We start from the raw sequence: 22,760 nt of genomic DNA, 5'->3' as shown, positions 1-22,760 counted from the left end.
TGATGTGCCTTCGACGACTGCTGGGGGTTGTTTTATGCCTGCTGCTGAGTGGATGTAACACCATGAAGATCGAAGATTTTATCGGCCAGACACCGAAGCTGCGGCTGGAGCAGTATTTTGCCGGTCGCACCTATGCCTGGGGGCTGTTTCAGGATCGCTTTGGCAGGGTGCGTAAGCAGTTTCAGGTGACCATGGACGGCCACTGGGACGGCGAAGTGCTGACACTGGATGAACGCTTTGTCTATAACGACGGGCACCGCGAGCAGCGGGTGTGGTCGATCAGGCGCCCGCAGGATGATACCTACACGGGCACCGCGGCTGATGTGATCGGTGAGGCCCGCGGCCACATTGCCGGCAATGCCCTCAACTGGCAGTACCAGATGAACCTGCCGGTGGACGACAAGGTGTGGCAGGTCCGCTTCAACGACTGGATGTGGCTGCAGCCGGGCGGCGTGCTGATCAACAAGGCCCGGGTATCGAAATGGGGCTTTGATCTGGGCGAAGTGACGCTGTTCTTCAGCAAGCAGCCGCCGCAGGAACCATTACCGTGAACGGCGTAGCCCTGCTGCTGACGGCGCTGCTGCTGGTGGCCGCGCCGTCTTGCGGTGCCGGCACCGTGCAGAGCACCTCAGCACTCAGTCAGCCTGACTGGCAGCGATTCTACGGTGATCAGCCCCTGCACTTTATCGTGATGCGCAAAGGCAAGGCGATTGGCAGCTATACCACCCGCTTTGTCGATGAGCCCGCGGGTGGCTATCGGGTCGAAGCCCGTCTGGCTATTGAGGTCAGAGTGCTGCTGTGGGATTACCGTTATCAGTATCAGGCCGAAGAAGTCTGGCAGCCGTCGCACAACGGTGAGGTGCTGAGTCAGTTGCAGGTGGAGATCAATGACGATGGCAAACCTTTCAGTCTGTCGCTGCAGCGGCAGGGTAAACAGCTGGTAGGCAGCAGCAGTCAGGGCAATGTCACCGTTCCGCTGCCGGTACTGACGACCCAGCACTACAACGCGGCAGTGCTGCAGCAGTCTCAGGTACTCAATACGCTCACCGGTAAGGTGAATTCTTTCCACATCGTGGCACTGGGTGAAGAGATGATTACCGCACAGGGGCGGCAGATTGCGGCCCGCCACTATCGTTATCAGGGGGAGCTGCACGATACCGATGTCTGGTATGACGCCGCTGGTCGCTGGCTGCGTCTGCGCTTCAGGGGCAAAGACGGTACGCCCATTGAGCTGGTCTGTCAGCAATGCGGTTTGCCGGACTCGTATCAGCAGGCGGGGTCGGGATGAGCAGGCCGGCATTACCGTGGCGCTGCGTCTGGCTCACCGGCGCCAGTCAGGGGATAGGTCTGGCGCTGGCCGAAGCACTGGCACAGCAGGGAGTGACCGTCTGTGCCAGTGCACGCAATGAGGAGGCGCTGCAGGCGCTGGCCAGACGCAGCCGGTTGTGGTCCGGCAAGGTCGTGGCCTATCCACTGGATATCACCGACAGCAGCGCAGTGGCACAGACGCTGGTGCGCATCGAGGCCGAACAGGGCCTGCCACAACTGGTGATATTCAATGCCGGCAGCCATCACCCCACCCCGGCGACGCACTTCAAAAGCGATGAGGTGCGGCAGCTGCTGGAACTGAATGTCATGGGCACCTGCCATTGTCTGGAGGCTGTTCTGCCGCGATATATCCAGCACAATACCGGGCATATTGCCGTGGTGGCATCGCTCGCCGGTTATCGTGGTCTGCCATCAGCGGCAGGCTACGGTGCCAGCAAGGCGGCGCTCAATAACCTGCTGGAGGCACTGGCCATCGATCTCTATCGCACCAATATCAAGCTGCAGGTCATCAATCCGGGTTTTGTCCGCACGCCGCTGACCGATCGCAATCCGTTCCCTATGCCGTTTTTGCTGGAGCCTGAACAGGCGGTGGCAGCGATCATTGCCGGGCTGCAAAGCCACCGGGCGGAAATTCGCTTCCCGCGTCGTTTTGCGCTGATCATGGGCCTGCTGCGGTTACTACCTGCACGCCTTTACCGTTATCTGATGGCACGAGCGACTGGTTATGACCGGTAGGGATAGCGCCGTGCACGCACAGCTGCTAGCGGATGGGCTACAGCGTTATCTGCATATTTTCACCCATCTGCAGCACGGGCTGGACGGACTGGACGCCTGCCTGACTGAGCAGGTGGAGTTTTGCGACCCGTTCAATCACGTCCAGGGTCGCAGCGCTGTCAGGGCGGTCCTGCAGCACTTTATCGAGCACGTCAGCGAGCCGCGGTTTGTCATCCAGCACTGTGCCTGGAGCGGCTCCCTGTGCTTTGTGCGCTGGGACTTCAGTGGCGTGGTGAAAGGGCTCGGCGACTGGTGCTTTCCGGGCGTCAGCGAGCTGCATTTCGATGAGCAGGGCCGCGTCCTGCGTCATCTTGATCACTGGGATGCCGGTACTCATTTCTACAGCCGACTGCCGTTGCTGGGCTGGCTCAACCGTACGCTGGTGGCGAGGCTGACAGCCGTTCCTCACCCCTCTTACAAGGCAGATGAATAGCGCCAAGGACAGCAGATGAATATCCAGACCTTTGCCGAACAGTGCGGCGTGTCTGCCCACACCCTGCGTTACTACGAGAAGATCGGCCTGCTGCAGGTACGTCGCAACAGCAGTGGTCATCGCCAGTTTACTGAGCGTGACCGGGACTGGCTGGGGTTTATCAGCCGCCTGAAGCAGACCGGCATGCCGCTGCAGCAGATCTGCCATTACGCCCAGCTGCGAGCCGAAGGTGACAGCACACTGGCAGAACGTCAGGCACTGCTGGAGCAACACGCGGAGGCGGTGGCTGCACGTATTGCCCAGGAACAGCAACATCTGCTCAGGCTGGAGGAAAAAATCCGCTATTACCAGCAGCTCAGCGCGCCCGCTCTGGCGCGGCGGAAGTGAGATTTGTTCACGTGCAGGCCCGCGAACAGGGAGCAAACAGGGTTCCGTGTGGTAAGTGCGTGAACAGGGCTCATTATCCCGGCCGCTCTAGCCCGCTGTGGTTAGCGTAAATTGGAAAGCTGTCCATAATTTAGTCAATTGTGCATAGAAACTGTCAGCAGATCGTTAGTGTCCATTCAGTCGCACAGGGCATTTGATGCTGGATGGCGAGAGGAATAGGGATGAGCTGGGCAGAAAATCACGTCGCGAAGATCATTGAGCACTCGCCCAACGCCATCGTCACCGTAGACCGCGCCGGGCGCATCAATGTAGTCAATATTCAGGCCTGTGAGCTGTTCGGCTACCGCCGGGAAGAGCTGCTGGGGCGACCGGTGGAGTGTCTGCTGCCGGTATCGCTGGCTGAACATCACGTCAGTCTGCGTGATCGTTATGTGGCCCATGCCACGCCGCGGGCGATGGGCGCCGGGCGTGATCTGCAGGGGCGCCACAACAGTGGCAGCCTGATCGATGTGGAGGTGGCGCTGGCACCGCTGCATGACGATAACGGCGAAACCGTCGGCGTCATCGCCACCATCATTGATATTCGCCAGCGGCTGGCCTCGGAGCGGCAGCTGGCTCTGCAGGTGCAGAATCTGCAGCAGGAACAGCAGGCGCTGCAGGCCGCCGAGCGCAATCTGGCCAACATCATCGAACATTCGCCGAACGCCATGATCACGGTGAATGCGGCCGGGCTGATCGATATGGTCAATGCTCAGGCGGCGCGCCTGTTCGGCTATCTGCCGGAGGAGCTGCGCGGGCAGGCGGTGGAATGTCTGCTGCCGGGGCCCTTGCATCAGCATCATGTCAGTCTGCGCGATCACTACATGCAGCATCCGACCCCGCGGGCGATGGGCGCCGGGCGCGATCTGAAAGGCCGTCATCGTGATGGCAGCCTGATTGATGTGGAAGTCGCACTGGCACCGCTGCTGGATGCCAACGGCACCGTCACCAGCGTCATTGCGACCATCATCGATATACGCCAACGCCTGCAGACCGAGCGGATACTGGCGCGGCAGATTGACGATCTGACCCGCATCAACGAGGAGCTGGACCGCTTTGCCTACGTCGCCTCCCATGATCTCAAGTCACCGCTCAATGCCATTCAGAAGATCGTCGGCTGGATCGAGGAAGACTGCGCCGAGCTGTTGCCGCGCAGCTCGCAGGATCATCTGGCACTGCTCAAGCAGCGTGCCAACCGACTGATGCGTCTGCTCGACGATCTGCTGGCTTACTCCCGCGCCGGGCGCCGCGAGTACGAGGTGGAACATATCGAGCTGGCCCACCTGACTGCGGAAATTTTTGCCCTGCTTGGTGCACCGGAGGGCTTCAGCTGCGTCGGTGATGTGGTTCACCTGCAGCTGCCACGGGTGCCGTTCGAGACGGTACTGAACAATCTGATCAGCAATGCGATCAAGCATCATGATCAGGGCCACGGCAGTATTCGGGTGCGCTGTGTAATCAGTGATGAATACTATCAGCTGGAAGTTGAAGACGACGGCCCGGGCATTCCGCCGGAGCTGCATCATAAGGCGCTGGCGATGTTCCAGACCCTGCAGCCGCGGGACCGGGTGGAAGGCAGTGGCATGGGGCTGGCGCTGGTGAAGAAAATTGTCGAACACCACCATGGCCGCCTGCACATCGGTTCCGATGGTCGCCGTGGCACCACCATGGTGGTGCAGTGGCCGCGTCCCGGGTTGTCTGCCGGTGGCGATGGACAACAACCCTGAGCAGACACACGGGAAGGAGGAAAGGCTGATGCAGGAGGTGCAGAACCGCGGTACCAGTGTGGTCACCCTGTTGCTGGTGGAGGATGACGATATTGATGCCATGAGCATCCAGCGCAACTTCGAGAAAGAACGTATTGCCAATCCCATCCTGCGTGCCTGTGACGGGCAGGAGGCACTGGAGCTGTTGCAGCGCGGGCTGGTGCCGTCACCCTTCATTATCCTGCTGGATCTGCAGATGCCACGGATGAACGGACTGGAGTTCCTGCAGCGGATCCGGCAGGACCCGGAGCTGGGCAGCGCTGTGGTGTTCGTCCTGACCACCTCCACCGCCGAACAGGATATTGCTGCCAGCTACCGCCGCCATATCGCCGGTTATTTCGTCAAGGACGAGGCGGCCAACGGATTTCGCGATGTAATCAAACTTCTGGATGGCTACTGGCAGATTGCTGAGTTGCCGATGATCCGGACACCGCGTTAAAGGGTGCTGTGCACCAGGGAGCCTTTATGCATGTGCTGATAGTGGATGATGACAGCATTGACCGGGAGCATCTGAAACGCACCTTATGGGCGGATGATTCCTCCTGCCGGATTGTCGAGGCAGCCACGGTGGATGAAGGCCTGAACTGCTTCAGCCAGTCGCGCTTTGACGTAATGCTGCTGGACTACTCGATGCCGCAACGGGATGGCATCGAAATGCTGATGGAACTGCGCAATGGCAAGCGTGATCACAGCACCGCCATCGTTATGATGAGCGTATCGGAAGAGGAGCAGCTGGCCCTCGACTGCCTGCGTGCCGGGGCGCAGGATTTTCTGCCCAAATCGGAAATCAGCGCACCCAGACTGCACCGTGCCATCCTGCAGGCGCAGACTCGTTTTGCCCTTGAGCAGGAGCTGGTGAAGAGCTATCAGCGGGTCAAGCAGCTGGCCGAGTCCGACAGCCTGACCGGCCTTGCCAACCGTTATCTGTTCGATGAGTCACTGAAGTTCGCGGTCACCGGCCGCAAGCGCAGTATGGGTAAGCTGGCACTGATCCTGATTGATCTTGACCACTTCAAATACGTCAATGACCACCATGGCCATGCGGTGGGTGATCAGCTGCTGCGCAAGGTAGCCAACCGCATGCGCGGCTGTCTGCGCGGTAATGAGATGTTTGCCCGTCTGGGCGGGGATGAGTTCGCCATTACCCTGGGTTATATCGACAATCCGCAGGATGCCAGCCGGGTGGCGCAGCGGCTGTTGCGGGTACTGGAGAAGCCTTACGAAATCGATGGCGCCTTTATCAATACCGGCGCCAGTATCGGCATCGCCATCCACCCGGACAATGGCAACAGTGTCGAGGAGCTGTTCAAGCATGCTGACATTGCCCTGTACCGGGCCAAGCGGCAGGGGCGCAATCAGTTCTGCTTCTTCCATCAGGAAATGCAGACCCAGTTTTCCCGCCGTTATCAGCTGGAAGTACGGCTGCGTGAGGCCATCAGCCGCAATGAGCTGCTGATGCATTATCAGCCCGTATTCGAGTCCGGCCAGCGTTCTCTGGTGGGGTTCGAGGCGCTGATTCGCTGGTCTCTGGACGGGCGGTTGTGCAGTCCGGCAGAGTTTATCCCGGTGGCGGAGGAGTCGGCACTGATTCATGGTATTGGCCGCTGGGTCATCGAGCAGGCCATCGGCCAGCTGGCGATCTGGCATCGGCGCAGTGGCAAGGCGCTGAGTATGGCCATCAATATTTCTGCGGTGCAGCTTAATGATCCGGGGCTGGCGGCGTTCCTCAACAGTTGCCTGATCTTTCATGGGGTGGCACCGGCACAGGTCGAAATCGAGCTGACCGAAACCGCGCTGCTGGATGATGCTGAAGAGAAGCTGGCCAGCATTGCTGCTATTCATGCACTGGGCTGCCGTATCGCTCTGGATGACTTCGGCACCGGCTTTTCTTCCATTTCCCACCTTCGCAGTTTTCCCATCAGCATCGTCAAGATTGACCGCAGTCTGATGCCTCCCAGTGACGATGACAGCCGGGCACTGGCGCTGATCCGTGGGGTGGTGCTGATGGTGGATGCACTGGGGTTACATCTGGTGGGCGAAGGCGCCGAAACCGAAGCTCACGCCCAGCTCTGTCAGCGGCTGGGTATTCACCGCATTCAGGGCTATTACCTCGCCCGGCCTGCAGCCTGCGAGGAGATCGAGCAGCGTTTTTTCGCGCCGCCAGCGCCGGTCAATTAGACAGTAACTGGACAACATTCGTGCAGTGATGGCGGTCGGAGAGTAGAATGGCCGCCTCTTTTCCTGCCTATCCAGTGTTGAACCATGCGCGATCAAATCTATGCCGCGCCCCTGCCCGAGGTCAGCGGCTTTGCCTTTGACGACGCAGTGGCCCGGGTCTTCCCCGATATGATTCGCCGGTCTGTGCCCGGCTACACCACTATCATTCCCATGATTGAACTGATTACTGCCCGGTATGCCCGTGCCGGTACCCGGCTGTACGATCTGGGCTGTTCTCTGGGCGCGTCTACACTGGCAATGCGCCACGGCGTCAAACAGCGTGACTGCCAGCTGATCGGTGTCGATAACTCCGAAGCTATGCTCAGCCAGTGTCGAGCCTATGTCGAAGCCGACTCTGCCAGTGCGCCGGTGGAACTGGTGCTGGGGGATATCCGTGATCAGGTTATCGACAATGCCTCGGTGGTGACGCTGAATTTCACCTTGCAGTTCCTGCCGCCGCAGGATCGTCAGCCACTGTTGCAGACGATTTTTGACGGCCTGCAGCCTGGTGGTGTGCTGATTCTGTCGGAGAAGATCTGCTTCAATGAACCGGAGCAGAGCATTCAGGAAGTGCTGCATCATGATTTCAAACGCGCCAACGGCTATTCCGATCTGGAAATCAGCCAAAAGCGCACCTCACTGGAAAATGTACTGATCACCGAGAGCATCGAGGCCCACCAGCAGCGGCTGAAAGCCGTGGGCTTCAGTCAGGCGCTGGTGTGGTATCAGTGCTTTAACTTCGTTTCCATGCTGGCGGTGAAGGTATAAGGCATGACAACGAACGCTTTACCTTTGTCAGTCGCACCTGAACGTACCGCACAGCAGCCCGGCTGGAATTATCTCGACTGGTTTGGCCCGGCGTTGCAGCAGATGCGCGCGGGCAACCTGCAGGCCTGGGCCGACAGCCTGCCGGCTCATCTGACCCGACTGTTTGAAGAAAAACCCCACGGTGATCTGGCCCGCTGGCTGGCAGCCTGGCAACAGTTGCCAGAGGTGGCGGATGCCGAGGTCGATCTCAACTGCGATACTCTGACAGTGCGCAGTGCCGCAGGCCTCAGTGCCGCGGCCTTGCAGCAGCGGCATGAGGCGCTGTGGGGGCTGCGACCGTGGCGCAAGGGGCCGTTCGAGTTCTTCGGCGACTTTATCGATACCGAGTGGCGCTCCGACTGGAAGTGGCAGCGCGTCAGCCCTCATGTTGATCTGCGCGGTTGCCGGGTACTCGATGTCGGCTGTGGCTCGGGCTATCACTGCTGGCGGATGGCCGGAGCCGGAGCCAGTGAGGTGTACGGTATCGACCCGTCGATGCTGTTCCTGTTCCAGTTCCATGCGGTCAAGCGTTACCTGCCACAGGCAGCGGTGCATTTTCTGCCCATTCGTATGGAAGATATGCCGGCCAGTCTGGCAGCCTTCGACCGGGTGTTCTCCATGGGCGTGCTCTATCACCGCCGGGATCCGCTGGAGCACCTGATACAGTTGCAGCAGACGCTGGTGTCGGGTGGCGAGCTGATTTTGGAAACCCTGGTGGTGGAGGGTGATGAGCGTACTGTGCTGATGCCGGAAGATCGCTATGCAATGATGCGCAACGTCTGGTTCCTGCCGTCAACGGCCATGCTGGAGCTGTGGTTAAGACGGCTGGGTTTTCGTGATGTGCGTACTGTGGATATCTCCGTTACCACGGTGGATGAGCAGCGCAGTACGGAATGGATGAGTTTCCAGTCGCTGCCGGACTTCCTCGATCCTGAGGATCAGCGCAAAACCATTGAGGGTTATCCGGGCCCGCTGCGTGCCACGATCATTGCCCGCAAAGCCTGATAACTGTCCACAGTCTGCTGTCTGACAGGAAGGCGATACTTACCCACAGCCTTCCTGTATTCCACTTTCTTCTTTTATATACACAGCTCCTGCGTACCTGACTGCGTGCGAGTTGTGCACATTCTTCCTTTCAGACCGGGTTCAGATCTTACTCACAGTGGCCGGTAGCACAGCATGTGTACATAGCGACCCAGATCCCGGTAGGGAGGCACCCGGGCAAACTGCTGCTCGGCAGGTAGTACCTGTTCAAGGGTAACCCTGGCGCGAAGCTGACGGGGAATATGATCGTAGACGCCACGAATGCCGGTCCACGTCCGCACTTCCAGACCCATGGCCTGTAACCAGTCATACACCTGCTGTGGTTCCAGCGGGCCAGGGGGGTCAGGGAGCCTTCACGGCGGCGGAAGGTGTCGCCCATGCCCTCACCGAACTGCGCACTGCTCAGGTAGCGCCAGCGCAGTGCGTGCTTGTTGTAGAACATCACCGAGAAGAAACCACCGGGTTTGACCAGAGGCAGCAGGCGCTGTAACGCCTCGAACGGGTCGACCAGCCATTCCATCACTGCGTGAAACAGCAGCAGATCAAACTGACCAAGATGCTCTTCACTGAGTACCTGCAGTGGGCCGTGGATAAACTGCGCCTCTGCACCGGGAGCGGTACGGGCAAATTCCTCGCGGGCCAGTTTGAGCATTTCCTCCGACAGATCGCACAGAGTGACCTGATGACCACGGGCAGCCAGTGTGGCACTGAACTGACCAATCCCTCCGCCGGCATCCAGTACCTTTAATCCGGGCTGGCTGAGATCAGGCCCGGCCTGCTGAAAGTCTTCCTGCAGCAGTGCCAGACGAATCTGGCCCTTGATCGTATCGTAGATCTGCTTCTGAAATTGCTGGCTGAGCTGATCAAAGTTCTGGTCTTGCATCTGTTACCACCCCGATATCACGGCTGCAGAGTGTACGCCAAACCGCTGTCAGGCGGTGGGGTTCTCGCTGGATTTCTGCCCTGCACTTTATCCGTCTGCGCAATTTTTCCCTTTTTATCGCACAAAAAATTTTCCTGTCACTGACAGGCCATGTGCATAACCTGCCTGCGAGTCATCCACAGCCCCGGATGTGGATTATTTATCACATGCTTTGGCTGCTCAGCACTGGCGGGTCAGCCCTGCTGTGTATAACAGTGCCAGCTGTCATGAGAGGCGAAAGTGTATAACTCTGTGACTTATGTGCATAAATACTGTCTGTAAGCGCGTTCTGTTATGACCCCTGTGTATAACAGCCCAGGTTTGGCATGCCTTATCCCCAATGTACTTTCAGCTGCCCCACCTATATAAAACATAGTTATTAATAATATATATATCTGTTTTTATTGAATTTTATTTAGTTATCAACAGATTTTTTCCACATCATTACTATCAAATCTATCATCTTTAAGGCTGATAGCCTTAGACTGTAGCAATGAGCACAGCGTGCAGTGTGGATATATTCAGATTTGCCGGCTATGCAGGTATACTTACCGCCCTTTTCCGAAGGCATGGCCTTCTTGGCACCTTTCGTCACCCCTGCTGACGTACCGGTGCATGGTGTAGATGAACGAGGTGTGTGGTGGATTTCCCAAAACGTTTTGATGTGATCGTGATCGGTGGCGGTCACGCCGGTACCGAAGCGGCCCTGGCGGCAGCACGCATGGGAGTCAGAACCCTGCTGCTGACCCACAACATCGAAACCCTGGGGCAGATGTCCTGTAATCCGGCCATCGGTGGTATCGGCAAGAGCCATCTGGTGAAGGAAATTGACGCTCTGGATGGCGCCATGGCACGGGCTACTGACCTGGGTGGTATCCAGTTCCGCGTACTCAATTCACGCAAGGGTCCCGCAGTACGGGCAACCCGCGCACAGGCTGACCGCATCCTCTACAAGGCAGCGGTGCGGGATATGCTGGAGAACCAGCCCAACCTGACACTGTTCCAGCAGGCGGCCGATGATCTGATCGTTGAAGGCGGGCAGGTCAGGGGTGTCGTCACCCAGATGGGGCTGAAGTTCTATGCTGAGCAGGTGGTGCTGACAGCAGGTACTTTCCTCGGTGGTCTGATCCATATCGGTCTGGAAAACTACAGCGGTGGCCGAGCGGGCGATCCGCCCTCGATCCGTCTGGCACAACGTCTGCGTGAGCTGCCGCTGCGCGTTGACCGTCTGAAAACCGGCACACCGCCCCGAATTGATGCCCGCACTGTTGATTTCAGCGTCATGGGAGTGCAGCCCGGGGATACGCCCACACCGGTGATGTCTTATCTGGGCAACGTCAGCCAGCATCCGCGCCAGATCAACTGTTTCATTACCCATACCAACGAGCGCACCCACGACATCATCCGCGCCAATCTGGATCGTTCACCGATGTATGCCGGTGTGATCGAAGGTGTCGGCCCGCGCTACTGTCCGTCTATCGAGGACAAGGTGGTGCGTTTTGCTGACCGTGATGGCCATCAGGTCTTTATTGAGCCCGAGGGGCTGACGACACACGAGCTGTATCCCAACGGTATTTCCACCAGTCTGCCCTTCGACGTGCAGCTGCAGATCGTCAACTCCATCCGTGGCATGGAAAACGCCCATATCGTGCGCCCTGGCTATGCCATCGAGTACGACTTCTTCAATCCGCAGGACCTGCAGGCCAGCCTGGAAACCAAGGTGATCAATGGCCTGTTCTTTGCTGGTCAGATCAATGGTACGACCGGTTACGAAGAGGCCGGTGCACAGGGCTTGCTTGCGGGTATCAACGCAGCGCTGCGAGCGCAGGGCAAGGACAGCTGGTCACCGCGACGTGACGAAGCCTATGTCGGTGTACTGGTGGATGACCTGATAACTCAGGGCACCAGCGAGCCCTACCGGATGTTTACCTCACGCGCCGAGTACCGGCTGATTCTGCGTGAGGACAATGCTGATTTGCGTCTGACCGAGATCGGCTATCAGCTGGGCGTGGTTGGTGAGGAGCGCTGGCAGGCCTTTTGTGCCAAACGTGAAGCCATCGAGCTGGAGCGTCAGCGCCTGAAAGATGTGTGGATCCAGCCCAACAGTGACGTGGCCCAGCAGCTGGAACCGCTGATGGGGCAACCGATGAGCCGGCAGAACTCGCTGGAAGAGCTGATCAGGCGGCCTGAGCTGGATTATGCCAAGGTCATGCAGGCGACGGGCGACGGCGTCAGCGATGAGCAGGTGGCCGAGCAGGTCGAGATCGAGATCAAGTACGCGGGGTATATTGATCGCCAGCTGGAAGAAATCGAACGTCTGCGCCGTAGCGAGAACATGCCGCTGCCACAGGACATGGACTATGATCAGATCGGTGGTCTGTCCAACGAGATTCGCAGCAAGCTGAAAAATATACGCCCCAGCAGTATTGGTCAGGCCGGTCGTATCCCCGGGGTGACGCCTGCTGCGGTATCGCTGCTGCTGGTGCATCTGAAAAAGCGTCAGGTTTTACAGAAATCAGCCTGAGCGCTGATTGATTAACATCAGGTGTCCGGTCGATGCAGACCGGACCAGTAACGCAGTGATCGTGGAAACAAGATGGTGGTAAACGAGCAGGTGCTGCAACAGCAGCTCAGCGCAGGTCTGGCGCAGATGCAGATCACGGCCAGTGACGAGCAGCAGCATAAGCTGATGGAATATCTGGCCCTGTTGCGCAAATGGAACAGCACCTACAACCTGACCGCCGTGCGTGACGTCAGCGAGATGGTCTGGCGCCATCTGCTGGACTCCATCAGCGTGCATCCGTACCTGCAGGGCGAGCATCTGATCGACGTCGGTACCGGTGCCGGTCTGCCCGGTATTCCGCTGGCCATCATGAATCCCCAGCGTCAGTTCACCTTGCTGGACAGCAATGGCAAACGCACCCGTTTTTTAACTCAGGTCAAACTGACGCTGGGTCTCGATAATGTTGTTGTAGTGAACACCCGTGTAGAATCCTGGCAGCCGCCGGTTCCGTTCGATGTGATTCTGTCCCGTGCCTTTGCGTCATTGCAGGACATGGTGGATGTCACTGGTCATTTACTGGCCGATCATGGGGTCTTCATGGCCATGAAGGGCCTGTATCCTCAGGACGAGATCGACGCCTTGCCCGCCTCCATCCGTATCCAGGCAAGCTATCCGCTGCTGGTACCGGACTGCGATGGCGAACGTCACCTGCTGGTTATGCAGCAGGCAACGGTATGACCGGCAGTAGCAGCATCCACTCCATCATCACCAAGGGCATCTAAGGGAGCTTCAACGTGGCACGAATCCTGGCTGTGACCAACCAGAAAGGTGGCGTCGGCAAGACCACCACCTGCGTCAACCTGGCGGCCTCATTGGCAGCAACCAAACGTCGGGTGCTGATGGTGGATATTGACCCTCAGGGTAACGCCACCATGGGCAGTGGTGTCGACAAACATGCGCTGGATATGACCGTATATGATGTGCTGGTCGGCACTGCCAAAGCGTCGGAAGTACGGGTACGGCAGACTCCGGGTGGGTTCGACCTGATCCCCAGTAATGCTGATCTGACTGCTGCTGAAGTCGAGCTGCTGGATATGGCAGATAAAGAAAAGCGCCTCAAGCATCAACTGACCGAACTGGGTCAGGACTACGATTACATTCTTATCGACTGCCCACCTTCACTGAACATGCTGACCGTCAATGCACTGGCCGCCGCCGATGGCGTGCTGATTCCGATGCAGTGTGAATACTATGCACTGGAGGGCATCAGCTCACTGATCAACACCGTCGAGCAGATTCGCGGTGCCATCAACCCGCAACTGCGCATTGAAGGCATTCTGCGGACCATGTACGACCCTCGCACCAGTCTGGCCAACGAAGTATCCAGCCAGTTGACTGAGCATTTCTCCGATCTGGTCTACCAGACGGTGATCCCACGCAATATTCGTCTGGCGGAAGCGCCCAGCCATGGCCTGCCAGCACTGCTGTACGATAAACAGTCACGCGGCGCGGTGGCTTATCTGGCACTGGCGGGCGAGCTTAACCGCAAGCAGCAACACACCCAACTGGCGAGCTAAGGCAGGCTGATGAGTACGAAGAAGCGTGGCCTCGGACGCGGACTGGATGCCCTGCTGGGAGCCGGCCGTCAGCCAGTCAGTGTCAGCAGCATTGACGAACCCACTATCGAATCCTGGCTAAGTGAGCCTCAGGGGGGCGACAGCGAAGAGCAGACAGAACCTTCTGCCGTGCCAACCCTGCGCTTTCTTGATGTTGCTCTGATCATTCCGGGGATGGCGCAACCGCGTCAGGTCATTGAGCCGGAAAGTCTGGAGCAACTGGCCGCCTCCATCCGTCAACAAGGTGTCATGCAACCTGTGGTAGTAAGACCACAGGGAGACAAGTTTGAACTGATCGCCGGTGAGCGTCGCTGGCGCGCCAGCCAGCTGGCCGGACTGGACAAGGTACCGGCACTGGTACGACAGGTATCGGATGCCGATGCATTAGTGCTGGCGCTGGTGGAAAATATTCAGCGTGAAGATCTGAACCCGCTAGAGCAAGCCCGAGCACTGCAGCGTCTGCAGGAAAGCAGCCAGCTGACCCAGCAGGAAGTGGCCGACATCGTCGGTAAGTCACGTAGTGCTGTGGCCAATTTGCTGCGATTGCTTTCTCTGGAGGACAGCGTCAAACTGCGCCTCGAGCACGGCGACCTGGAAATGGGTCATGCGCGTGCACTGCTGGCCTTGACCTCGGCCGATCAGATGATGGCTGCGGAGGAAGTGGTCGCTCGTGGTTTGTCAGTGCGACAGACCGAAGCACTGGTGCGCAAGTTGCTGACGCCGGTGCCGGAGCAGGCTGCGAAAATGACTGCGGCTGAGCCGTGGATTGAGTCCCATCAAAGCCGGCTGCAACGACTGTTTGGAGACAGTGTCAGCATTCGTCACAGTGCGAGAGGCAGTGGCAAGCTGATCATCGAATACAAGGATGTGGAGCAGCTGGAGAAAATCCTCAATCAGGTGGCACCAGAATAATCATAAGAATGTGATCGTGTGCTAATCCAGATTTCAGTTTGTGTCAATGGTCAATGCCTACGAAAACTTTAGTATAAAAAAAGGAAGCATGACCTTTTTTCCAAGCTTTTCAAGTTGAAGCCTCTACTACGAGGCAATATAATGCCCAACGCTTTAATGCTGGGTAAAATTTGTTCGAATCCTCCAGGCAAATCATTGGAGTACTCAGGTGAATGAGCGGCAAAAGGCCAGGCAGGCGCCGGTAAAGCGTATCCTGATCAGCCAGCTCGGCCTGAGTCTGGTGCTGGGGCTGAGTTTACTGGCATTCGATCAAATCGGTGCACTGTCCATTGTTCTGGGTGGGCTGATATGTCTGCTGCCAAATGCGTACTTTGCATGGCGACTGTTCGCTGTTCGGGGTGCGCGTTCAAGCAGGGATATAGCCAAAGCGTTTTATAAGGGCGAAGCGGGGAAGCTGCTGATTACCATAGTGTTGTTCGCTCTGGTATTCAGTATGGTCAAACCTCTTAATGTGTTGGCACTGTTTGCTGGCTTCGTCGCTGTACAGATGATGAACTGGATTGTGCCGCTGGTTTGGAGAGGGCCCTCAACCGGGAGTTAGGCTGAGACACTATGGCAAGCGAAAACATTACTGCAAGCGAATACATCGGGCACCACCTTCAGAATTTGACCTTTGGTCATCTGCCTGAGCGTGGCTGGACCGTTGCACACGACGCTAAAGAAGCGGCTGAGATGGGTTTCTGGGCTATTCACCTGGACTCCATGTTCTTCTCTGTCGTCCTTGGCGCCGTTTTTCTTTATATCTTCCGCAAAGCTGCCACCAGTGTGAGTTCAGGTGTTCCTGGCTGCCTGCAGAACTTTGTTGAAATTCTGGTCGAATTTGTCGACAAGAGCGTCAAGGAAACCTTCCACGGTCGCAATCCGCTGATTGCTCCGCTGGCGCTGACTATTTTCTGCTGGATTTTCCTGATGAACCTGATGGACCTGTTGCCCGTCGATCTGTTGCCCCGTATTGCCGGGGAGATGGGCGTGCACTTCCTGAAAGTGGTTCCTACTACCGATCCTAACGTGACCCTGGGGATGTCTCTGTCCGTTTTTGCCCTGATCATCTATTACAGCATCAAGGTCAAAGGCGTCGGTGGATTCCTGGGTGAGCTGACTCTGCATCCCTTCGGCAAATGGATGCTGCCGTTCAACCTGCTGCTGGAAGGCGTAGGTCTGATCGCCAAACCTATTTCTCTGGCACTGCGACTCTTCGGTAACCTTTATGCCGGTGAGCTGATCTTCATCCTGATTGCACTTATGTATACAGCCGGGGCCGTAGTCGGTACCCTTGGTGGCGTTTTGCAACTGGGCTGGGCGATCTTCCACATCCTGGTTATCGTACTGCAGGCCTTTATCTTCATGATGCTGACCATCGTCTACCTCAGCATGGCCCATGAGGATAACCACTAAGGGCATAGCGCCTTAGTGGTATCGAAGAAAAAGATTTCTCTAACTCGTTAAACCTTTAATCAACTTGCAACCTTAACTGGGAGTCTAAAAATGGAACAAGTAGTAGGTCTTACTGCTATCGCTGTTGCTCTGCTGATCGGTCTGGGTGCTCTGGGTACCGCAATCGGCTTCGGTATTCTGGGTGGTAAGTTTCTGGAAGGCGCTGCGCGTCAGCCTGAAATGGTCCCCATGCTGCAGGTAAAAATGTTCATCGTAGCGGGTCTGCTGGACGCTGTTACCATGATCGGTGTTGGTATCGCTCTGTTCTTCACCTTCGCGAATCCCTTTGTCGGTCAGATCGCTGGTTAATCCCTCCTTCTGAACTTAGTGTCAACTGGTTATTTCTAACCTTTGGGAGGGGTGAAGCGTGAATCTGAATGCGACCTTGATAGGCCAAGCCATCGCATTTGCAGTCTTCGTCCTTTTCTGTATGAAGTATGTCTGGCCGCCGATAACAGCGGCCCTGGCAGAACGTCAGAAAAAGATTGCAGATGGCCTGGATGCCGCCGACCGTGCGAAGCGTGACCTGGAACTGGCACAAGCAAGTGCCGCTGACCAGTTACGTTCCAGCAAGGAACAGGCAGCGAAAATTATTGAACAAGCCAACAAGCGGGCAAACCAGATCGTAGAAGAAGCTAAAGAGCAGGCAATGGCTGAAGGCCAGCGTCTGAAAGCTGCAGCCCAAGCTGAGATCGAGCAGGATGTAAACCGTGCCAAAGAAGCACTGCGTGGCCAGGTGGCTGTGCTGGCGCTGGCTGGAGCGGAAAAAATCCTGGGTGCCTCTGTCGACGAGAAAGCCCATAGCGAGCTTGTCAGCAAACTGGCAGCCGAACTGTAAGTGAGGTGACCGATGGCGGAATTGACCACATTCGCCCGGCCTTATGCCAAAGCTGCGTTTCAGTTTGCTCTGGACAAGGGTGAACTGGGTCAGTGGTCGGAATTGTTGGCCCTGGCGGCCGCTGTTGCAGAAGACAGCGAGTTTGCCAAGGTGCTCAACAATCCGGCACTGACTGCTGAACAGCAAGCTCAGGCTGTCATTGACGTCTGCGCAGAAAAAGTAACCGAGAGCGGTAAAGCCTTTTTTCAAACCATGGCGCACAACAAGCGCCTGGTATTGATTCCTGAAGTTTCACAGCTGTTTGAGCAGTTCAAGGCTGAGCAGGAAAACGCGACTGACGTCGTAGTGACCTCTGCCTTTGAGCTTTCCTCCGCTGAGCAGGAACAACTGGCACAAGCCCTCAAGGCTAAATTGAATCGGACCATCACCATAACCACCGAAGTCGATAAGAGTTTGATCGGCGGCCTGATCATCAAGGCAGGTGACATGGTTATTGACGGTTCCGTGCGCGGAAAATTGGCAAAATTGGCCGAGGCGATCCAATCCTGATTGTGAGGGATAGAGCATGCAGCAACTGAATCCATCTGAGATCAGCGAGATCATCAAGAAGCGGATCGAAGGTCTGAATCTCAAATCTGAGGCCCGTAATGAGGGCACAGTCGTCAGCGTTTCCGATGGTATCGTACAGATCCACGGTTTGGCTGATGTTATGTACGGTGAAATGATCGAGTTCACCGGCGGCGTATACGGCATGGCACTGAACCTGGAGCGTGACTCTGTAGGTGCTGTGGTTCTGGGTGATTACCAGGGCCTGTCCGAAGGTATGACCGTCAAGTGTACCGGTCGTGTACTTGAAGTTCCTGTTGGTCCAGAACTGCTGGGCCGCGTTGTTGATGCCCTGGGTAACCCTATCGATGGCAAAGGTCCGCTGAATACTACTCGCAGCGAGCCTATCGAGAAGGTTGCTCCTGGTGTTATCTGGCGTAAATCCGTTGACCAGCCTGTACAGACTGGTTACAAGGCGGTTGACTCCATGGTGCCTATCGGCCGTGGTCAGCGTGAGCTGATCATCGGCGACCGTCAGACCGGTAAAACCGCAATGGCGATTGACACCATCATCGCGCAGAAAAACTCCGGCATTAAATGTATCTATGTTGCGATTGGTCAGAAACAGTCCACTATCGCCAACGTAGTACGTAAGCTGGAAGAGCACGGTGCGATGGATCACACCATCGTGGTTGCCGCGGGCGCTGCTGATCCTGCTTCCATGCAGTATCTGTCTGCCTACGCTGGTTGCACCATGGGTGAATACTTCCGTGATAACGGCGAAGACGCACTGATTATTTATGATGACCTGACCAAGCAGGCCTGGGCCTACCGTCAGATCTCTCTGCTGCTGAAGCGCCCACCTGGCCGTGAAGCCTATCCTGGTGACGTATTCTATTTACACTCACGTCTGCTCGAGCGTGCTGCTCGTGTCAGCGCTGACTACGTAGAGCGTTACACTGAAGGCCGCGTGACTGGCCAGACCGGTTCTCTGACCGCGCTGCCCATCATCGAAACTCAGGCTGGCGACGTTTCTGCTTTCGTTCCGACCAACGTAATTTCCATTACCGATGGTCAGATCTTCCTGGAAACCAACCTGTTCAACGCCGGTATCCGTCCTGCGATGAACGCTGGTATCTCCGTATCCCGTGTTGGTGGTGCGGCCCAGACCAAGATCATCAAGAAGCTGGGCGGCGGTATCCGTCTGGCACTGGCTCAGTATCGTGAACTGGCAGCCTTTGCTCAGTTTGCTTCTGATCTGGACGAAGCGACCCGCAAACAGCTGGAGCACGGTCAGCGTGTGACTGAACTGATGAAACAGAATCAGTTCAAGCCTATGTCTGTTGCTGAAATGGGTGTTGTTCTGTATGCCGCTACCGAAGGCTTCCTGAACGATATCCCTGTTGCCAAGATCGGCTCTTTCGAAGCAGGTCTGGTAGCGTACTTCAACTCTGAGTGCGCTGACCTGATCGCCAAGATTGGTGGCGATGGCAACTACAACGACGGCATCGCTGCTGAAATCAAAGCCGGTATCGAGAAATTCAAAGCGACTGGTTCCTGGTAATCCGGGTGCGGCAGGGGTGACCCTGCCGCTGTCGCTGAACGCTTGAGGCAGAGATTATGGCAGCAGGAAAAGAGATCAAATCGCAGATTGCGAGTATCAAGAGTACGCAGAAGATCACCAGCGCCATGGAAATGGTGGCAGTATCTAAAATGCGGAAAGCCCAGGACCGTATGGCAGCCAGCCGCCCCTACGCGGAGCGTATTGCTGATGTCATTCGTCACGTGGCGAACTCCAATCCCGAATACAAGCATCTGTACCTGCAAGAACGCGACGTCAAGCGCGTAGGCTTCATTGTTATCTCTACTGATCGTGGTTTGTGCGGTGGTCTGAACATCAACGCCTTCAAAGCCATGATCAAGGTAATGAAGCAGTACGCCGACAAGGGCGTCGAGATTGACATTTGTGCCGTAGGCACCAAGGCAGGTTCTTTCTTCCGCAACTACGGTGGCAAGGTTGTCGCATACGCCAACCACCTGGGTGACAAACCGGAAGTTAAAGATCTGATTGGTATCGTCAAGGTGATGTTGGATGCCTATGACGAAGGTCACCTGGACCGTCTGTATCTGGTGTCGAACAAGTTCGTCAACACCATGACCCAGCAGCCTGCTGTTGTACAAATGCTGCCCTTGCAGGCAGAAGACAATGATGGTCTGAAGCACCACTGGGACTATCTTTACGAGCCCGATGCCAAAGCACTCCTGGACGGTTTGTTGATTCGTTATGTGGAGTCACTGGTGTATCAGGGTGTGGTGGAAAACGTTGCCTGTGAGCAGGCTGCACGTATGATCGCGATGAAGAATGCCTCCGATAACGCAGGCAACATCATCAAGGAACTGCAGCTGGTCTACAACAAGGCTCGTCAGGCTTCCATCACCCAGGAAATTGCCGAGATCGTCGGTGGTGCGGCAGCGGTGTAACCACCGCAACACAGGCTTACTGAGATTAAGAGGATCCGAGCATGAGTAGCGGACGTGTAGTGCAAGTCATCGGGGCGGTGGTGGACGTCGAGTTTCCGCGCAACGCCGTACCCAAAGTGTACGACGCCCTGACCATTGAAGGAAAAGAGCTGGTGCTGGAAGTTCAGCAACAGCTGGGTGACGGTGTTGTACGCACCATCGCCATGGGTTCAAGCGAAGGCATGAGCCGTGGTTTGGAAGTAAAAAATACAGGCGAACCCGTGTCTGTACCTGTGGGTAAAGCTACCCTGGGTCGCATCATGGACGTTCTGGGCAACCCGATCGACGAGCAAGGCCCGATTGGTGAAGAAGTGCGTATGCCTATTCACCGTAAAGCGCCCAGCTACGCTGATCAGGCAGCCTCCAGCGAACTGCTGGAAACCGGTATCAAGGTAATCGATCTGGTTTGCCCCTTCGCAAAAGGCGGTAAAGTAGGTCTGTTCGGTGGTGCGGGTGTAGGTAAGACCGTCAACATGATGGAGCTGATCCGTAACATCGCGATCGAGCACAGTGGTTACTCTGTGTTTGCTGGTGTGGGTGAGCGTACTCGTGAAGGTAACGACTTCTACCACGAGATGATGGAGTCCAACGTACTGGACAAAGTATCTCTGGTATACGGTCAGATGAACGAGCCGCCCGGCAACCGTCTGCGTGTTGCTCTGACCGGTCTGACCATGGCCGAGCAGTTCCGTGACGAAGGCCGTGATGTTCTGTTCTTTGTTGACAACATCTACCGTTACACCCTGGCCGGTACTGAAGTATCTGCACTGTTGGGTCGTATGCCTTCTGCCGTAGGTTATCAGCCTACTCTGGCTGAAGAGATGGGCGTTCTGCAGGAGCGTATTACCTCCACCAAGACTGGCTCGATCACTTCCGTTCAAGCGGTATACGTACCTGCGGATGACTTGACCGATCCGTCACCTGCGACCACCTTCTCTCACTTGGACGCTACTGTCGTACTGTCTCGTGATATCGCTGCACTGGGTATCTATCCTGCGGTTGATCCGCTGGACTCTACCTCTCGTCAGCTGGATCCGCTGGTGGTTGGTCAGGAGCACTACGAAGTGGCTCGTGGCGTGCAGTCTACTCTGCAGCGCTACAAGGAACTGAAGGATATCATCGCGATTCTGGGTATGGACGAGCTGTCAGAAGACGACAAGCTGGTCGTAACCCGTGCGCGTAAGATCCAGCGCTTCCTGTCTCAGCCTTTCTTCGTGGCAGAAGTATTCACCGGTTCGCCCGGTAAGTACGTTTCCCTGAAAGACACCATCAGTGGCTTCAAGGGTATTCTGTCCGGTGACTACGACAACATGCCAGAACAAGCGTTCTACATGGTTGGCAGCATCGACGAAGCAGTTGAGAAAGCGAAGAAGCTGTAATCGTCTCCAGCGACGGTTATTCCCATAACCATAGCTAGAGGGGGTTCACCATGGCTATGACAGTTCACTGCAATATTGTCAGCTCAGAAGAGGCAATCTTTTCCGGGTTGGTGGAACTGGTCGTTGCCAGCGGGAGTCTAGGTGATCTGGGTATTGCCCCAGGTCACGCTCCGCTCCTGACCCAGCTGAAGCCGGGTCCGGTGCGTGTCATCAAGCAGGATGGCGACGAGGAAATCATCTATGTATCTGGTGGTTTTCTGGAAGTGCAGCCCAACATGGTAACCGTGTTGGCTGACACCGCTATCCGTGCTAATGACCTTGATGAGTCCATTGCTCTGGAAGCCAAGAAAGAGGCTGAACAGGCAATGTCGAATCATAACGCGGAGTTGGACTATTCCCGTGCCGCCGTTCAGTTGGCGGAAGCGGCTGCGCAGTTGCGCGTACTGGAACAGTTGCGCAAGAAAACCGGCCGTTAATCGGCAAGCTCAGGTCCATAAAAAAGGCAGCTCAGGCTGCCTTTTTTGTTTTCCTTGCCTTGCTGCTACGGCATCAGCCACGCTGAGCGTTATCTGCTCACTCCTTGCTTGAACACGCTTATACCTGTCCGGCAACGCTGAATTGAGGTTGCCCCTGCCTGTCACTGTGGTAGCACTTGTGTCAGGATTGTGGATCTTGCCGTTTCAGCCATGCAAATCAGCAGTCGAGAGAAGAGGCTTTGCTAGAGTAGGGCGCATAACTGCTGTTGATGGCTCAGCGCCAAGGCTGCACTGGTTGCACTTCGCTATCGCCCAAGGATGACTCCATGGATAAACATTTATTGCTGGATTTGGTAACGCCTGAAGGTTCGCTGTTCAGTGGCCAGGCGCGTCATGTGATTCTGACGACCCTGTGGGGGGACGTAGGTATTTACCCCGGCCATGCCCCGCTGCTGGCTGAACTTGGCCCGGGCCCGCTGCGTGTGTATGACATGCAAGGCGAGGAGCAGATCTATTTTGTACCCGCCGGATTTCTGGAGGTTCAGCCCGGGCGCACTATAGTCCTGGCCGATACGGCACTGCGTGCTCAGGATCTGGATAAAGTTGCGGCAGAAAAGGCCAAGCGCGATGCCGAAGCAGAGTTTGCTGCCCATCATGACCGCGAGAGCGCTGATCATGTGGCACGTGCAGCAGCGATGCTACGCACACTGCATGAGCTGAGCCTGAGCCGTAAAGGCAATATCAAGCGCTGATTGGGT

General features: G+C 56.6%; 25 protein-coding genes. 24 read left to right on the top strand and 1 reads right to left on the bottom strand.

From position 1 onward, the window contains the following. Positions 1–2 precede the first annotated feature (2 nt). The 10 genes from QCD60_RS11060 (at position 3) to cmoB (ending at position 8,757) form a co-directional block, all read left to right on the top strand. On the top strand, positions 3–551 hold the full coding sequence (locus QCD60_RS11060) for a DUF3833 domain-containing protein (RefSeq protein ID WP_279785188.1): 549 nt from the start codon (positions 3–5) through the stop codon (positions 549–551). Further along, positions 548–1,288: a DUF6134 family protein gene (locus tag QCD60_RS11055; RefSeq protein ID WP_279785186.1), complete on the top strand. Its 741-nt coding sequence runs from the start codon at positions 548–550 to the stop codon at positions 1,286–1,288. Before QCD60_RS11060 ends, QCD60_RS11055 begins: the two co-directional genes overlap by 4 nt. After that, complete coding sequence (locus tag QCD60_RS11050) at positions 1,285–2,064, top strand: SDR family NAD(P)-dependent oxidoreductase (protein WP_279785184.1); 780 nt, start codon at positions 1,285–1,287, stop codon at positions 2,062–2,064. The genes QCD60_RS11055 and QCD60_RS11050 overlap by 4 nt, the downstream gene beginning before the upstream one ends. A 10-nt stretch (positions 2,065–2,074) precedes the next feature. Then, positions 2,075–2,536 carry a nuclear transport factor 2 family protein gene (locus QCD60_RS11045; RefSeq protein WP_279785182.1) on the top strand — a complete coding sequence of 154 codons (462 nt, stop codon included), beginning with the start codon at positions 2,075–2,077 and terminating at the stop codon, positions 2,534–2,536. A 15-nt stretch (positions 2,537–2,551) separates the two neighbouring features. Then, positions 2,552–2,923 carry a MerR family transcriptional regulator gene (locus QCD60_RS11040; protein ID WP_279785179.1) on the top strand — a complete coding sequence of 124 codons (372 nt, stop codon included), beginning with the start codon at positions 2,552–2,554 and terminating at the stop codon, positions 2,921–2,923. Between the two features lie 221 nt (positions 2,924–3,144). After that, entirely contained in the window at positions 3,145–4,689 is a 1,545-nt protein-coding gene (locus tag QCD60_RS11035; RefSeq protein WP_279785177.1) for a PAS domain S-box protein, read from the top strand. A gap of 28 nt (positions 4,690–4,717) precedes the next feature. Then, complete coding sequence (locus QCD60_RS11030; protein WP_279785175.1) at positions 4,718–5,167, top strand: response regulator; 450 nt, start codon at positions 4,718–4,720, stop codon at positions 5,165–5,167. A gap of 26 nt (positions 5,168–5,193) precedes the next feature. Next, positions 5,194–6,906: a GGDEF domain-containing response regulator gene (locus tag QCD60_RS11025; RefSeq protein WP_279785173.1), complete on the top strand. Its 1,713-nt coding sequence runs from the start codon at positions 5,194–5,196 to the stop codon at positions 6,904–6,906. Positions 6,907–6,990: 84 nt separating this feature from the next. Next, complete coding sequence (gene cmoA / locus QCD60_RS11020; protein WP_279785171.1) at positions 6,991–7,713, top strand: carboxy-S-adenosyl-L-methionine synthase CmoA; 723 nt, start codon at positions 6,991–6,993, stop codon at positions 7,711–7,713. A gap of 3 nt (positions 7,714–7,716) precedes the next feature. Then, on the top strand, positions 7,717–8,757 hold the full coding sequence (gene cmoB / locus QCD60_RS11015) for a tRNA 5-methoxyuridine(34)/uridine 5-oxyacetic acid(34) synthase CmoB (protein WP_279785169.1): 1,041 nt from the start codon (positions 7,717–7,719) through the stop codon (positions 8,755–8,757). Between the two features lie 148 nt (positions 8,758–8,905). Here cmoB and QCD60_RS11010 read toward each other — a convergent pair whose 3' ends face one another. Beyond that, positions 8,906–9,679: a methyltransferase gene (locus tag QCD60_RS11010; RefSeq protein ID WP_279785167.1), complete on the bottom strand. Its 774-nt coding sequence runs from the start codon at positions 9,677–9,679 to the stop codon at positions 8,906–8,908. Between the two features lie 679 nt (positions 9,680–10,358). Between QCD60_RS11010 and mnmG the strand changes: the two genes are divergently transcribed. The 14 genes from mnmG to atpC all read left to right on the top strand — a co-directional run bounded on the left by mnmG (position 10,359) and on the right by atpC (position 22,754). Beyond that, positions 10,359–12,242, top strand: a complete 1,884-nt coding sequence (gene mnmG / locus QCD60_RS11005) for a tRNA uridine-5-carboxymethylaminomethyl(34) synthesis enzyme MnmG (RefSeq protein WP_279785165.1) — start codon at positions 10,359–10,361, stop codon at positions 12,240–12,242. A gap of 72 nt (positions 12,243–12,314) precedes the next feature. Then, positions 12,315–12,959 (top strand): 16S rRNA (guanine(527)-N(7))-methyltransferase RsmG, encoded by a 645-nt coding sequence (gene rsmG, locus QCD60_RS11000; RefSeq protein WP_104153080.1) that lies wholly within the window; start codon positions 12,315–12,317, stop codon positions 12,957–12,959. Positions 12,960–13,015: 56 nt separating this feature from the next. Beyond that, complete coding sequence (locus tag QCD60_RS10995) at positions 13,016–13,798, top strand: ParA family protein (RefSeq protein ID WP_279785163.1); 783 nt, start codon at positions 13,016–13,018, stop codon at positions 13,796–13,798. 9 nt (positions 13,799–13,807) lie between these two features. After that, the gene (locus QCD60_RS10990) at positions 13,808–14,749 is read left to right on the top strand and encodes a ParB/RepB/Spo0J family partition protein (protein ID WP_279785161.1); all 942 of its coding nucleotides are present in this window, start codon (positions 13,808–13,810) and stop codon (positions 14,747–14,749) included. Positions 14,750–14,957: 208 nt separating this feature from the next. Continuing rightward, positions 14,958–15,350 (top strand): ATP synthase subunit I, encoded by a 393-nt coding sequence (locus QCD60_RS10985; RefSeq protein ID WP_279785159.1) that lies wholly within the window; start codon positions 14,958–14,960, stop codon positions 15,348–15,350. Positions 15,351–15,361: 11 nt separating this feature from the next. Beyond that, positions 15,362–16,204 carry a F0F1 ATP synthase subunit A gene (atpB, locus tag QCD60_RS10980; protein WP_104153084.1) on the top strand — a complete coding sequence of 281 codons (843 nt, stop codon included), beginning with the start codon at positions 15,362–15,364 and terminating at the stop codon, positions 16,202–16,204. A 90-nt stretch (positions 16,205–16,294) separates the two neighbouring features. Continuing rightward, positions 16,295–16,552 (top strand): F0F1 ATP synthase subunit C, encoded by a 258-nt coding sequence (atpE, locus tag QCD60_RS10975; RefSeq protein ID WP_104153085.1) that lies wholly within the window; start codon positions 16,295–16,297, stop codon positions 16,550–16,552. Between the two features lie 58 nt (positions 16,553–16,610). Then, on the top strand, positions 16,611–17,081 hold the full coding sequence (locus tag QCD60_RS10970) for a F0F1 ATP synthase subunit B (RefSeq protein WP_279785156.1): 471 nt from the start codon (positions 16,611–16,613) through the stop codon (positions 17,079–17,081). Positions 17,082–17,093: 12 nt separating this feature from the next. Next, positions 17,094–17,630 (top strand): F0F1 ATP synthase subunit delta, encoded by a 537-nt coding sequence (locus tag QCD60_RS10965; protein ID WP_279785153.1) that lies wholly within the window; start codon positions 17,094–17,096, stop codon positions 17,628–17,630. 16 nt (positions 17,631–17,646) lie between these two features. Then, a complete protein-coding gene (gene atpA, locus QCD60_RS10960; RefSeq protein WP_279785151.1) occupies positions 17,647–19,191 on the top strand; it encodes a F0F1 ATP synthase subunit alpha in 1,545 nt (514 codons plus the stop codon). Positions 19,192–19,247: 56 nt separating this feature from the next. Further along, on the top strand, positions 19,248–20,108 hold the full coding sequence (gene atpG / locus QCD60_RS10955) for a F0F1 ATP synthase subunit gamma (protein ID WP_279785149.1): 861 nt from the start codon (positions 19,248–19,250) through the stop codon (positions 20,106–20,108). Between the two features lie 41 nt (positions 20,109–20,149). Next, the gene (gene atpD / locus QCD60_RS10950) at positions 20,150–21,526 is read left to right on the top strand and encodes a F0F1 ATP synthase subunit beta (protein WP_104153090.1); all 1,377 of its coding nucleotides are present in this window, start codon (positions 20,150–20,152) and stop codon (positions 21,524–21,526) included. A 50-nt stretch (positions 21,527–21,576) separates the two neighbouring features. Then, positions 21,577–22,002: a F0F1 ATP synthase subunit epsilon gene (locus tag QCD60_RS10945; RefSeq protein WP_104153091.1), complete on the top strand. Its 426-nt coding sequence runs from the start codon at positions 21,577–21,579 to the stop codon at positions 22,000–22,002. Between the two features lie 326 nt (positions 22,003–22,328). Then, positions 22,329–22,754: an ATP synthase F1 subunit epsilon gene (atpC, locus tag QCD60_RS10940; protein WP_104153092.1), complete on the top strand. Its 426-nt coding sequence runs from the start codon at positions 22,329–22,331 to the stop codon at positions 22,752–22,754. Positions 22,755–22,760: the final 6 nt, after the last annotated feature.

The sequence above is a fragment of the Pokkaliibacter sp. MBI-7 genome (genome assembly GCF_029846635.1).
In the GTDB taxonomy this organism is placed as follows: Bacteria; Pseudomonadota; Gammaproteobacteria; order Pseudomonadales; family Balneatricaceae; genus Pokkaliibacter.
This window is presented reverse-complemented; position numbering and strand designations above follow the sequence as displayed.

Bases quoted from the DNA above. Each gene is read 5' to 3' on its own strand.
- QCD60_RS11030 (WP_279785175.1), top strand. From the start codon at position 4,718: ATGCAGGAGGTGCAGAACCGCGGTACCAGTGTGGTCACCCTGTTGCTG.
- QCD60_RS11025 (WP_279785173.1), top strand. From the start codon at position 5,194: ATGCATGTGCTGATAGTGGATGATGACAGCATTGACCGGGAGCATCTG.
- cmoB (WP_279785169.1), top strand. From the start codon at position 7,717: ATGACAACGAACGCTTTACCTTTGTCAGTCGCACCTGAACGTACCGCA.
- QCD60_RS10945 (WP_104153091.1), top strand. From the start codon at position 21,577: ATGGCTATGACAGTTCACTGCAATATTGTCAGCTCAGAAGAGGCAATC.
- atpC (WP_104153092.1), top strand. From the start codon at position 22,329: ATGGATAAACATTTATTGCTGGATTTGGTAACGCCTGAAGGTTCGCTG.
- QCD60_RS11010 (WP_279785167.1), bottom strand. From the start codon at position 9,679: ATGCAAGACCAGAACTTTGATCAGCTCAGCCAGCAATTTCAGAAGCAG.
- QCD60_RS10990 (WP_279785161.1), top strand. From the start codon at position 13,808: ATGAGTACGAAGAAGCGTGGCCTCGGACGCGGACTGGATGCCCTGCTG.
- rsmG (WP_104153080.1), top strand. From the start codon at position 12,315: ATGGTGGTAAACGAGCAGGTGCTGCAACAGCAGCTCAGCGCAGGTCTG.
- QCD60_RS11035 (WP_279785177.1), top strand. From the start codon at position 3,145: ATGAGCTGGGCAGAAAATCACGTCGCGAAGATCATTGAGCACTCGCCC.
- atpA (WP_279785151.1), top strand. From the start codon at position 17,647: ATGCAGCAACTGAATCCATCTGAGATCAGCGAGATCATCAAGAAGCGG.
- atpB (WP_104153084.1), top strand. From the start codon at position 15,362: ATGGCAAGCGAAAACATTACTGCAAGCGAATACATCGGGCACCACCTT.
- atpE (WP_104153085.1), top strand. From the start codon at position 16,295: ATGGAACAAGTAGTAGGTCTTACTGCTATCGCTGTTGCTCTGCTGATC.
- QCD60_RS11040 (WP_279785179.1), top strand. From the start codon at position 2,552: ATGAATATCCAGACCTTTGCCGAACAGTGCGGCGTGTCTGCCCACACC.
- QCD60_RS10965 (WP_279785153.1), top strand. From the start codon at position 17,094: ATGGCGGAATTGACCACATTCGCCCGGCCTTATGCCAAAGCTGCGTTT.
- QCD60_RS11050 (WP_279785184.1), top strand. From the start codon at position 1,285: ATGAGCAGGCCGGCATTACCGTGGCGCTGCGTCTGGCTCACCGGCGCC.
- cmoA (WP_279785171.1), top strand. From the start codon at position 6,991: ATGCGCGATCAAATCTATGCCGCGCCCCTGCCCGAGGTCAGCGGCTTT.
- atpD (WP_104153090.1), top strand. From the start codon at position 20,150: ATGAGTAGCGGACGTGTAGTGCAAGTCATCGGGGCGGTGGTGGACGTC.
- atpG (WP_279785149.1), top strand. From the start codon at position 19,248: ATGGCAGCAGGAAAAGAGATCAAATCGCAGATTGCGAGTATCAAGAGT.
- QCD60_RS11060 (WP_279785188.1), top strand. From the start codon at position 3: ATGTGCCTTCGACGACTGCTGGGGGTTGTTTTATGCCTGCTGCTGAGT.